Annotated in this window: 9 protein-coding genes; 1 reads left to right on the forward strand and 8 read right to left on the reverse strand. The window is 62.8% G+C overall.

What is annotated here, in order from left to right:
* Positions 1 to 320 precede the first annotated feature (320 nt).
* The 8 genes from LB532_RS00005 to LB532_RS00040 all read right to left on the reverse strand — a co-directional run bounded on the left by LB532_RS00005 (position 321) and on the right by LB532_RS00040 (position 10,178).
* Entirely contained in the window at positions 321 to 1,898 is a 1,578-nt protein-coding gene (locus tag LB532_RS00005; RefSeq protein ID WP_181169553.1) for an alpha/beta hydrolase, read from the reverse strand.
* A 920-nt stretch (positions 1,899 to 2,818) separates the two neighbouring features.
* The gene (locus tag LB532_RS00010; protein ID WP_140643505.1) at positions 2,819 to 3,172 is read right to left on the reverse strand and encodes a cupin domain-containing protein; all 354 of its coding nucleotides are present in this window, start codon (positions 3,170 to 3,172) and stop codon (positions 2,819 to 2,821) included.
* Between the two features lie 310 nt (positions 3,173 to 3,482).
* Positions 3,483 to 4,376, reverse strand: a complete 894-nt coding sequence (locus tag LB532_RS00015) for a sugar phosphate isomerase/epimerase family protein (protein ID WP_140643507.1) — start codon at positions 4,374 to 4,376, stop codon at positions 3,483 to 3,485.
* Between the two features lie 73 nt (positions 4,377 to 4,449).
* Positions 4,450 to 5,388: an ABC transporter substrate-binding protein gene (locus LB532_RS00020; protein WP_140517934.1), complete on the reverse strand. Its 939-nt coding sequence runs from the start codon at positions 5,386 to 5,388 to the stop codon at positions 4,450 to 4,452.
* A gap of 80 nt (positions 5,389 to 5,468) precedes the next feature.
* Positions 5,469 to 6,467, reverse strand: a complete 999-nt coding sequence (locus LB532_RS00025; RefSeq protein WP_140554329.1) for an ABC transporter permease subunit — start codon at positions 6,465 to 6,467, stop codon at positions 5,469 to 5,471.
* Positions 6,464 to 8,035: a sugar ABC transporter ATP-binding protein gene (locus LB532_RS00030; protein ID WP_140643509.1), complete on the reverse strand. Its 1,572-nt coding sequence runs from the start codon at positions 8,033 to 8,035 to the stop codon at positions 6,464 to 6,466. Before LB532_RS00030 ends, LB532_RS00025 begins: the two co-directional genes overlap by 4 nt.
* Complete coding sequence (locus LB532_RS00035; protein ID WP_140643511.1) at positions 8,032 to 9,399, reverse strand: carbohydrate kinase; 1,368 nt, start codon at positions 9,397 to 9,399, stop codon at positions 8,032 to 8,034. The genes LB532_RS00030 and LB532_RS00035 overlap by 4 nt, the downstream gene beginning before the upstream one ends.
* A complete protein-coding gene (locus tag LB532_RS00040; RefSeq protein WP_140643513.1) occupies positions 9,396 to 10,178 on the reverse strand; it encodes a DeoR/GlpR family DNA-binding transcription regulator in 783 nt (260 codons plus the stop codon). Before LB532_RS00040 ends, LB532_RS00035 begins: the two co-directional genes overlap by 4 nt.
* Before the next feature lie 189 nt (positions 10,179 to 10,367).
* Here LB532_RS00040 and LB532_RS00045 point away from each other — a divergent pair, with 189 nt between their 5' ends.
* Positions 10,368 to 11,411, forward strand: coding sequence for a class II aldolase/adducin family protein (locus tag LB532_RS00045; protein ID WP_140643515.1), 1,044 nt, complete (start codon positions 10,368 to 10,370; stop codon positions 11,409 to 11,411).

Genomic DNA, 11,411 nt, shown 5'->3' on the forward strand with positions numbered 1-11,411 from the left:
GTGCAAGCATCGCATACGCCGCCTCCTCCACCACCACCGCCCTTCGCACGCGCGATGCCACCAAAGGCGGCGTATGCGATGCTTGCACCCAAGGCCGAAAGCAATACACGACGAGACGTAAACACTGTTCGATCCTCCTAGAATTTCTGTGACATTTTCGGCATTTTACAGAATGTGACAGGCGCGCGACTTGCATCCCCAAGACGAGATGGGTTCTTAAATGTTGCTAACCTGGTATTTAATTTATTCGCGGATTCAGCTTTATACGGAGTTCGCCGGTAGCTAATTCCGGACGCTCACAATTTGTCTCGAGAAGAACTTCAATGCCAAAATCGGAGTCTCAACCTAGACTGCTTGGAGCGAGCTGCCGATAGTGAGCGTAGTGTCTCCGCCCCCGACCACAGTTCCTTTGGCGGGCTTGGGAACTGCGGGGCCCCCATCTCGCCGATACATTCAGTCTTCAACTTGAGCTTGGGGTTTGCGAGGAAATCAGCAACTACTTTCGACCCGCACGGATCGGAATCTATGACATCGTGTCCGATCCCCCGAAAGACCACCACCTGGCCGAAAGGAAGGGTTTCCGCCGCGTGGTCCGCCCACGCTGTCGGCGTTGCCGGATCATATTCTCCTGACAACAGAAGAGTGGGTATGTCCGTGCGGCGCGGCTGCATCCGCGATGCTGACCCGTTCTCAAGCATCCAAAGAGGGCATGCCCAGGAGTAGTCGTTCAGCTCAACCCATTTCGACCAGTATTTGTCCTGTTTGCCCTTCAGATCGGGGAGATCGCTGTCGGAACAACTTACAGAGAAGTCCATACCTTGGGAGATCTCCAGGTCGTCAGCATCGAAAAATATCTCCGCCAGGGGCCTGAAATCCTGTTTGTATGTCCTCTCGATCAGCTCCGGTAGGGTCAGGATCGCATCGCGATCGTATAAAATGCCGAATATAAGTTCGAGGAAATCTGCCCCCGAGACATATGTGTAGCGCGCCTCTTTATCCGTGCTGCGCAAGAGCAAAGGCTGCCGATCCAGCTGTCTTGTGATAAGCTGAACAGCATTGGATACCCCCTTCATGCATCTGTTCGCTGCCTCACAGTCTCGCTCTAGCAGTTTTAGCGAACGGTCCAGGTTAGGCCCATCTTCGTTCAGATAATTGATGTCCAGCGGAACAACTGAATCCAATATACTCGCCGAGATCCCTTCGGGGTGCTGGTTCATCACTTCCAGAGCAAGCCTTGTGCCATACGATACGCCATAGAGAACCCACTTTTCTATCCCTAGAGCTTTTCGAAGGTCATCGATATCCTCCGCATTCTCCTCGGTGTTGTAGGCATCAAGATCGATGCCTTTTGCGATCAACGCCGTCCTGCACGCAAGAACTTCATCTTTTTTGAGCTTGCCAAAGGTGGTTTCGACCTCAACGCTCGAGAGAATGGCGTTCCAATGGTCGGGCTTGAAATATTGAGAGCAGTCCAAGGCGGGAGCGGACTTTCCGATACCCCGCTGATCAGCAACGATTACGCGGCGTCCGATCATCCAGCTCTGGGCGCTGATGAATTCCCACCATCCATCGATGTCGTCGCTATTGGCAATGTCGGTAGGCTGCCCCGGTCCTCCTGTGAGAAACACGACCGGTTCGTGCCGTTCGCGATCTGGTTCGAATACGACCACGGACAGGACGACCTCGGTACCACCCGTCTTCTTTCGATTTTCTGGTACATTCACGGTCCCACACGTCATTGCCCGATCTCGGGGAATTTCGAACCAACAGCTGGTTTTCTTGAACTCACCCGCAGTGAGCTCCCCACCCCCCAGGCAAATGAGGAACGCAACTGACGTGACCACGAGAAGAAAACACCAAGCTGGTTTGATGTACACGCGTCTAAACACGGTAGACATCTCGCCCCTCATTTATAAGTTAGATTAAAACTGCTCGATCACAGCTCGAATATTCCTAAAGAATAAAACGCCCGTAATCGCGGCTTTGTTATTTATTCTATACGGAGAGTCTCTCCCTCCGGTGTTGCCAAGGAACAATTCTGTATTTCAGAAAAATGTCAGGAAAACCTATCCCTCATGCATCCTGACGACCCTCTCCATTTTGTGCTCCCAAGCGATATTGGGTTACTCCAACACAAAATTGGAAACAAGCTCGACAAACCGGGGATTATATTAGCGCTTTTGATTGAGCCGTGCGCGAGACAGTTGGTCAGCACTGCGCTTATGTAAGCGTGTTTTGCGCTACATTGCTCATCCGATTTTGCGCGGGTGCTCGCACCCTCCTCCTTATGGTGGATTCCCATTCTTTAGCATTAACGCATATAAAGACCGCGCTTCTGCACTCACGATGGGAACACAACGATGCGGAATCGAAAGTCACTTCAACTGGCGCTTTTGGCTTGTATATCGCTTTTTCTCACCGACGCCGCTTTAGCGAAAGATGCCTACAAGACACCCTGTAGAGCGGACGCCAAGCGGGTGTGCCACATGGACAACGAAGTGAAGGCGCAAGGCTGCCTTAAACAGCACCTCAGCGAACTCACGCCGAGTTGCAAGGCCTTTCTCAGTAAACAATGAGATGGCCGCAGGTCCTGTAGCCCGATTGCGTGCTCCGATGGCGAGATTGCTCGCCGCGGGGTCTCACGCGATGGCACGATGAGCAAGGCGGACACCGTTCGCCCTGCCGGCATTCTGGTCCCATTCGCCCCAACGGGGCGCCAGCCACGGCCCCGCCAGTTGAATGAACATGCGAGGATGGCCGGATTGACGAAAAGTATCAAAGGCCAGCGAGCGGCTGGCTTGTCTGTCCGCAGCCTGCCTCAGCCCACCCTGACCACAAAATGTTTCGTCACCGGCTCGATGATCTTCCAGGTTCCCTTGAAATCGGCTTCCACCACGAAGGCGTCGCCGGGGCCGACTTCGACCGGCGTGCCGCCGTCGGGCGTGATGAGGATGCGGCCCGCGATCATGTGCACGAACTCATAGTCGGTGTAGGTGGCGTGATACGTACCGGGCGACGCCCGCCAGGTTCCTGAGATCACCTTGCCGTCCGCGGTCGTGTGCTGGACCGCGGTTTGCATCGTCGGCCGGCCCTCGACCGCGATCCAGCCAGGCAGGTCGCCGGCCTCCGCGTGTTCGACGGTGCCGAATTTCAGGATCGTCTTGTTCGTCATGCCGGGGCTCCGTTTTGCTTCGCTGTCGCACCGTCGGATAGCTGTTACGCGTGGCGTGGGCAATGCCGCCAGGGGGACCAGGGCGACCAATCCGGGTTCACCGGCGCCTTCGCACTGTTTGACGGAGCTCTGAACGAAAAAACCCGCCTGCTCGGCGGGTCACTGGCGCGACTCAGCACCATAGGTACTTTGTAGCATTAACTGCCTTCACAGTCAATGAAGCTGAGTTCGCGGCCTTGCACCAGGAACCAGGCGCGTCCACGCCTGGGGTTGGCGATTTGGCAACCCCGCTGCTCGTCAGCTGAAGTCCTCAGGGCTTGTGGCGCGCCGCGACGAGTTCCGCCTTGCGCCTTGCCGTTTCCATTCCCAGCCCGATGAAGGCGCGCGCGTGCTTGGCCAACGCCATGTTGTCCGTCCACAGGTTGCGCCAGATGGCGGTCTTCTTCGACAGGTTCTCGTCGACAATCTCCGACGAGAAGGATTCGAAGCTGAGATCGTCGGCATAGCCGATCGCCGTCAGCGCATCGAATATCGCGGCGAAGTCGATAGTACCGGTGCCGAGGAAGCCGCGATGGCTCTCGCCGATATGGACATAGCCGATCTTGCCGGCGGCATGGCGGATGGCCAGCCCGACATCGGCCTCCTCGATGTTCATGTGGAAGGTGTCGAGATGGAGAAAGATGTTGTCGGAGCCGGTGTCCTCGATGAAGGCCAGCCCTTGCGCGGCGGTGTTGAGCAGATTGCTCTCGAAGCGGTTGACGATCTCGAGGTTGAGCGTGACGCCTGCCGCCTTCGCGGTTTCGGCAACCTTGGCCAGCGTCCCGGCGCTGCGGTTCCACTGTTCTTGCGTCGGCGCCTCGGTCTGCAATCCGTGGCTGGTCGAGAGGATACCGGCGACCTTCTGTCCGCCGAGGTCGCGCGTCAGCGCAACAGTGTCGTTGAGGATCCCGACGCCGCGCGCGGCGACTGCCTTGTCGGCGCTCGAAATGTCGCCGTCGGCCGGCAGGCCGATGCTGATCGCCACGCCGAGGCCGAGATCGGCGATGCGCTTGGCGAGCCCGCCAATATCGACATTGGCGGGGTCGAGATAGGAGAATTCGATCAGGTCGAAGCCGGCCTCCTTGGTGTTGGCCAGCGTGCGTTCGAGCTCGGCCTGCGTCGAACTCGCCGACCAGACGAAAGAATGGATTCCGATGCGCGACATGATCGTCTCCGGTTTGCGGCGAGATATGGAGGGGGGGCGGCCGGGTCAACCGGCCGCGCCCGTGTCGGACTGATCAGCGGGCCGCGGTCCAGCCCTTGTAGTCCTTGAGATTCTCGGCGGTGATCAGCTTCGGATCGAGCAGCACCACCGGCTCCGCCGGCTTCTTGCCGGCAAGCACGTCGGCGGCCATCGTCAGCGATTGGCCGGCCATTACATAGGGATCCTGCGAGGCAGAAGCCTTGATCATGGACTTGCCGGATGCCAGCTCCTTCTCGATGTCCGGCGCGCCGTCGACGGCGGTGAAGATGAACTCCGAGCGGTTGAGCTGCTTGGCGGCGAGCTCGGCGCCGATCGCCGTCGGATCGTTGATGGCGAACACCGCATCGATCTTGTCGAAACGGGTCAGCAGCGACTGGAACACTTTCAGGCCGCCGTCGCGCGAGCCTTCGGCGTTCTGGTCGTCGGACAGGATCTTGATGTCGGGATGCTGGGCAAGCACGTTCTTGCAACCCTTCACCCGCTCCAGGATCGACGAAGACGCCGGACCGTTGAGAATGACGTAGTTGCCCTTGCCGCCGGTTTGGTCGACCAGATATTGGCAGGCCTCCTCGCCAGCCTTGACATTGTTGGTCATCACGGTGACGTCGGCGCCTGGCGCGGAGACGTCGAAGGCGGCGACCACGATGCCCGCCGCCTGCGCCTTCTTCACCGCGGGCGCGATCGCCTTGGCGTCGACGGCGTTGAGCATGATGACGTCGACGCCGGCGGCGATGAAGGAATCGACCTGCGAGACCTGCTTGTTCAAGTCATAGTCGGCCGACACCGACGTCACCTCGACGTTCGGGTTGATCTTCTTGGCCGCGTCCTCGATGCCCTTGATGGTGGCGACGAAGAAGGGGTTGCCGAGCAGGCCGACCGAGATGCCGACCTTGTTCAGGTCCTTGGCCGATGCCGGCGCAATGGCGACGGCCGCGAACGCGGCGCCGCAGAGCAGTTTGGCGATGGTCTTCATTACGCTTACTTCCTCCTGATGCCCCGCGCCTCTCACGGTGCGTTACACAAGCCGGTCTTTGATGCCGGCGACAAGGTCACTCACGTTCTTGCCCCTGCCTGGAGCCTGTAGCGGTCGAGGGCGACCGCCACGATGATGACCAATCCCTTGATGATGTACTGCCAGATGTCCGAGACGCCGGCCAGGATGAGCCCGTTGGACAGCACGGCGATGATCAGCCCGCCGATCAGCGTGCCCCAGATCGAGCCGACGCCGCCGACGAAGCTGGTGCCGCCCAGGATGACCGCGGCTATGGCGTCGAGTTCGTAGGACTGGCCGAGCTGAAGGCCGTTGGCCGCATAGAGCCTGGCCGCCGACATGGCGCCGCCGAGGCCTGCCAGCAGGCCGGACACGCCATAGACGAAGAGCAGCACCAGCGGCACCTTGATGCCGGTCAGCCGCGCCGCCTCGGCATTGCCGCCCACGGCATAGATCCAGGTGCCGAGCACGGTGCGCTTCAGCACCAGCCACGACACCACCACCACCGTCAGCGCGATGATGACCAGCCACGGAACGCCGAACAGCGATCCATTGCCGATGAAGTCAAACGGCAGGTCGGAGTTGAACACGGTCGTGTCTTCGCCGAGCAGGCGGGCGACGCCGCGCACGGCGGTTAGCGATCCCAGCGTGACGATGAAGGGCGGCAGCCTGATATAGGCGATGAGCAGCCCGTTGATGACCCCGAAGCCGAGACCAACCAGAATGGCCGCCGGCACGCCGAGCAGGCCCCAGTCCGGCACCAGCGACACCAGCACCGCCACCATTGCGGAAGCGGCAAGGATCGAGCCGACCGACAGGTCGATGCCGCCGGTGAGGATGACGAAGGTCATGCCGGCCGCGAGCACGATGTTGATCGACGATTGCTGCGTGACGATCAACAGGTTGGTGCCGGTGAGAAAACGCGGATTGATGAACTGGAAGCCGGCCGCCAGCAACACCAGCACCGGCAGCATGCCGAGCGCGGCCAAAGCCGTGCGCAGCCGCCGGCTCCTGACTGCCGCCTGGTCCACCGTCGTCGTCGCGGTCGTTCTGTCGGTCATTCCTTCGGTCCTTCTTGGGCCGCTCCCGTCGCAAGTTCCATGATCGCTTCCTGGCGAAGCGGCTCGCCCCGGGATGCCGTCACCTCGCCTGATATGGCGCCGTCGCGCATCACCAACACCCGATCGGCGACGCCGATCACCTCAGGCAGTTCGCTGGAGATCATCAGTATGGCGATGCCCCGGTTGGCGAGATCGTCGATCAGCCGGTAGATTTCCGATTTGGCGCCGACATCGACGCCGCGCGTCGGCTCGTCGAGGATGACGACCTTCGGCTCGGTCTCCAGCAGGCGAGCGAGCAGCACCTTCTGCTGATTGCCGCCCGACAGCGAACCGGCATTGGCCTGCGCCGAGCGGGTGCGTATCGAAAGATCGGCGACGGCTTTCGCAGCGCGCCTGTCGGCGGCGGCGAAGTCGCGGAAGCCCCCGGCGCGCGCATCCCTGGCCAGCACGCCCATGTTGATGTTGTCGGAAATAGACATGTCGAGGAACAGGCCGAGTTCCTTGCGGTCCTCGGTGAGATAGGCGATGCCGGCATCGAGCGCCTCGCGCGGCGAGCCGATGGCGATCGGCTTGCCGTCGAGCTCCAACGTGCCGGCGCTACGCCGGTCGGCGCCGAAGATGAGCCTGGCAAGTTCGGTGCGACCCGAGCCGACCAGGCCCGCCAGCGCCAGCACCTCGCCGTGATAGAGGTCGAAGGAGCAGTCCTTCAGCAGCCTGCCGTCGGACATGCCGCGCACCGACAGCGCCACGGCGCGTTTTTCGCCCGGCGGGCGGTGATCCTTCTTGTAGAACGCCGAGAGATCGCGGCCGACCATCATCGAAACGAGGCGCGAGGCGCTGAGGTGGGCGCGCTCCAGCGTGCCGACATAGCCGCTGTCGCGCAGCACGCTGACGCGGTCGGCAAGCTGGTAGACCTCTTCCATGCGATGGCTGATGTAGATGATGGCGATGCCTTGCGCCTTCAGCGTCGCGATCACCTCGAACAGCCGCTCGGTCTCGCGCGAGGTCAGGGACGTGGTCGGCTCGTCCATGACGATGATGCGCGCATTGGTAGACAGCGCCCGGGCGATCTCGACCAGCTGGCGCTCGCCGAGCGACAGGCCGGAAATCAGGGCACGCGCCGAAAAGGAAACGCCGAGCCGGCCGATGATCTCGGTTGCGCGCCGGTTGCACTGGTCGCGGTCGACGATGCCGAAACGGCGCGGTTCATTGCCGAGGAAAATGTTCTGCGCCACGGTCAGATTGGGCGCCAGCGACAGTTCCTGGTAGATCACCGCGACGCCGCTGGCGCGCGCCTTGATCGGATCGCCGGTCGCCGCTGGCATGCCATCGATCAGGATCTCGCCGCCCGGATCGGGGCGATAGGCGCCCGAAAGCACCTTCATCAGCGTCGACTTGCCGGCGCCGTTCTCGCCCATCAACGCGTGCAACTCGCCGGCCTGGACGGTAAGCGAAACATCCTGCAGGGCGCGGATCGCGCCGAACGTCTTCGAAATATGGCGCATTTCCAGCACCGGGTGGCGTTCTGCCCCCGTGCCGGCTGTCTCAGTCTTGGCCACCGCGCTCATCGGGCTGCGACCTTGCCGGCGGTCCCGGCGACCAGATCGCGCCAGCCGTCGCGGTAGCCGGCGAGGCTGGTGAAGCGCGCTGCCTTCACCGGCTCCGGCGGCTCTGCGGCGAATTCACGCCCCACGCTTTCGAATGCCAGAGCCGCCGCGCCCGTGGCGCTGCCTTCCAGCGAAGCGCCCTGCATGAAGGCCTGCTCCGGCCGCAGCTGCGCCAGGAGGCCGGCGAGCAGGCCACCAGTGTTGAGCCCGCCGTCGACGATCACGGTGTTGCTGGAATGGATGAGGTCGAGGCAGAGGTCGAGCATCAGCGCGACATAGAGCAGGGCTACGGCCGCACGCTCGCCGGCATCTGGCGTGCGTCCGACCAGCCGGCCCGAACGGCCGGGCATCGGCCCGCCCGGCGCGAAGCTCGGCAGCCCCATCATGCCGGCATTGATCGCCCGCTGCACCGCCGCGCCTTCGACCGGGCCTTGCCAGCCGGCGCTGATTGCGGCGAATTCGCGCCCGCCCATGAAGCGGATGGTCGGCACCGGGCCGCCGTCGACATCGACATTGACCAGCATGTCGCGATCGCGGTCGAGCGTCTCGAGCGGACAGTCGGGATTGAGCACGACGACCCAGGTGCCGGTCGAAACCACAGTCACCGAGCCCAGCCCCTGCCGTCGATAGGCGTGGAGCGCGGCATTCGAGTCGTGGACGCCGTTGTGGATGGCGAGCGGCCGTGCCGCGCTGCCGAAGTCCTGTTCGCCGATGACAGTGCCGGCACGCGCGAAGGCCGGCATCTGGTGGCGCCACCCCTCGGCGTCGACCAGTGAGGAAAAATCGTGACGACGCGGCGCCCACAGATGCGAATGGCAGCCGAGATAGGACACTTCGCAAACCGGCCTGCCGCCAAGGCGCCAGCTCCAATATTGCGGATAGCCGAGGATCCATTTCGCCGCCGCGAAAGCGTCGGGTGCGGCCTCCTGCAGCCACAGCATGTGGCGGCCATAATTGAAGCCCAGCGGCAGCCGCGGCGAGAACGTCTCGGCATAGTCCGGAATGCGGCGATCGATCCGCGCGGCGATTTCGGCCGGCGGCTCCTGCTCATAGTCGAGGATCGGATGCGTCAGCGCCGCGTGGTCCACCAGGGCGAAGGTGCAGCCATGGCCCGAAACCATCACCCCTTCCACGCCATGGTTTTCGATCGCAGCGGTGACGGCGCCGAGCGCCCAATCGTGAAGGTCGGCCTCATCGAGCACGCTGAAGCCGCCTTGGCGCGTCCATTTCGGCTGGGTCCGGCGCTCGTCGAGAATACGTCCGTCCTGGCCGAAGACGAACAGCTTCGAATTCGTCTTGCCGAAGTCGAGCACCGCGACCTTCATGCGATGGCTCCCATGGGGGAAGCGATCCGCACCATGACGCCGGCATCCTCCAGCATGCGCGCGTCGGCATCGGAAAGACCGTCGTCGGTGACCAGCGTGCCGATACGCGACAGGGGCAGCGCGACGTTGCGGGCCTGGATCGACAGCTTTCGGCTGTCGGCCAGCACGACGATCTGGTCGGCGCACTGGCTAAGGTCGACGATCGAGCGCACCAGCAGCGGGTGCGATTCCAGCAAGCCTTCCTGGCCGATGCCTTGCGCGCCGAGAAAGAACTTCGAAGCGTAGAAAGGTGCCGGATGGGTGAGCGAGTGAATGATCCCCGGCTCGCGGTGCAGGTCGCCGCCAGCAACGGTCAGGCTGCAATGGCCATGATCGCTCAGATAGGCCGCCAGCGGCATCGAGTTGGTGTAGAGCCGTATGTTGCGCTCGGCGAGCTTGACCCCGAGATGGAAGCAGGTCGAGCCGCCATGCACGATGACCGCGTCGCCGTCTCGCACCATGGTTGCGGCGACGCTGGCGATCTGCCGCTTGGCCTCGACCGCGAGGTCGCGATTCTCGTCATAGGGCCGGGCATAGGCGACGCCGGCATGCGACGTGCCATCGAGCGCCGAAACACCGCCATAGACCTTGCGCGCCTCGCCGGCCTCGTCGATCCGGTCGATGTCGCGCCGCACCGTCGCGGCCGAAACGCCGAGCCGCTCCTGCAGCTCCCGCACCGAGGCGAAGGGGCGATCGCGCAAAAGTTCGACGATCTGACGCTGGCGGCCGGAGTCGCTCAACTGTTTCCTCCAAAAACGCCGTTCTGCGACGGCAGTTGGTGTAACTTACTCAACATTAGCTCGATTGCAAGCCGCAACTGACGGTATTCGATCACGGTTGACGGAACTCACTCTTATCTGCGATATCAACCCCGTCGAATGCCCGACCACCGCATTCGACGGTTGGCGGATTGTTGGAGGAGAGGCGTGATGGCGACCCAGGCGGATGCGCAGGAATTGGCGGCGCTGCGGGCGCTTTCGGCCGCCATTGGACAGGATCCGCGTCTGACCCAGGCCGCCGGCGGCAACACCTCGCTGAAAGCCGGAGACACGCTGTGGATCAAGGCCTCCGGGACCTGGCTGAAAGACGCGCTCGCCGATGACATCATGGTGCCGGTGACAATGGCGCCATTGCTCGAGGCGGTTGAACGACGCGATCCCGCCGCCGACCAGCCTCAGGCCTTCGCCATCGGCGCGCTCAACCCGCGCGGGCTGCGTCCCTCGATCGAGACCACGGTGCATGCCTTGATGCCGCAGCGCGTGGTCCTGCATGTCCACTGCGTCGACACCATTTCGCTTGCGGTGCAGGCCGATTGCGAGGTCCTGGCCGCGCGCCGGCTCGCAGGCATCGAATGGGCCTATGTTCCCTACCGGCGGCCGGGCCTGCCGCTGGCCCAGGGCATCTCCGAACGGCTGCGGCCGGGCGTCGATGTCCTGATCCTGGGCAATCACGGCCTTGTCGTCGCGGCCGAGACCGTTACCGGGGCCGAGGTGCTGTTGCGCCGTGTCACCGGGCTTCTGGCAAGGGCGCCCCGCGAGGCGGCCGCGCCTGACATAGCGGCACTGACCGCGCTTGCCGCAAACTCCGGCTACCGCTTGCCCGTCGATGTCGAGGCGCACGCGGTCGCCATCGATCCCGACAGCCGTCGCATGGCATCGGGCGGCAGCCTCTATCCCGACCACGTCATCTTCCTCGGCAAGGGCTCGGTGGTGGCTGCGCCCGGCGAGGACGTCGCCGCTGTCGTCAGGCGCCGCGGCGCCCAGCCCGTGTCGATCCTGTTCCCCGGCCTCGGCGTCCTGATGCGCGCCAATGCCAGCGCCGGCGCCGACGCTATGCAGCGTTGCCTTGCCGACGTCACGGCGCGGGTCGACGTTACGGCGACGTTGAATTACCTTACCGAGGCGGAGAACGACGAACTCGTCAACTGGGACGCCGAGCAGTACCGCCAGAAACTGAACGCCTCCGGTGGCTGA

It is taken from the genome of Mesorhizobium sp. ESP-6-2, assembly GCF_020164675.1.
Classification (GTDB): domain Bacteria; phylum Pseudomonadota; class Alphaproteobacteria; order Rhizobiales; family Rhizobiaceae; genus Mesorhizobium.

Excerpts from the sequence above, each read along its gene's own strand:
- LB532_RS00005 (WP_181169553.1), bottom strand. The coding sequence starts at position 1,898 with ATGTCTACCGTGTTTAGACGCGTGTACATCAAACCAGCTTGGTGTTTT.
- LB532_RS00010 (WP_140643505.1), bottom strand. The coding sequence starts at position 3,172 with ATGACGAACAAGACGATCCTGAAATTCGGCACCGTCGAACACGCGGAG.
- LB532_RS00015 (WP_140643507.1), bottom strand. The coding sequence starts at position 4,376 with ATGTCGCGCATCGGAATCCATTCTTTCGTCTGGTCGGCGAGTTCGACG.
- LB532_RS00020 (WP_140517934.1), bottom strand. The coding sequence starts at position 5,388 with ATGAAGACCATCGCCAAACTGCTCTGCGGCGCCGCGTTCGCGGCCGTC.
- LB532_RS00025 (WP_140554329.1), bottom strand. The coding sequence starts at position 6,467 with ATGACCGACAGAACGACCGCGACGACGACGGTGGACCAGGCGGCAGTC.
- LB532_RS00030 (WP_140643509.1), bottom strand. The coding sequence starts at position 8,035 with ATGAGCGCGGTGGCCAAGACTGAGACAGCCGGCACGGGGGCAGAACGC.
- LB532_RS00035 (WP_140643511.1), bottom strand. The coding sequence starts at position 9,399 with ATGAAGGTCGCGGTGCTCGACTTCGGCAAGACGAATTCGAAGCTGTTC.
- LB532_RS00045 (WP_140643515.1), top strand. The coding sequence starts at position 10,368 with ATGGCGACCCAGGCGGATGCGCAGGAATTGGCGGCGCTGCGGGCGCTT.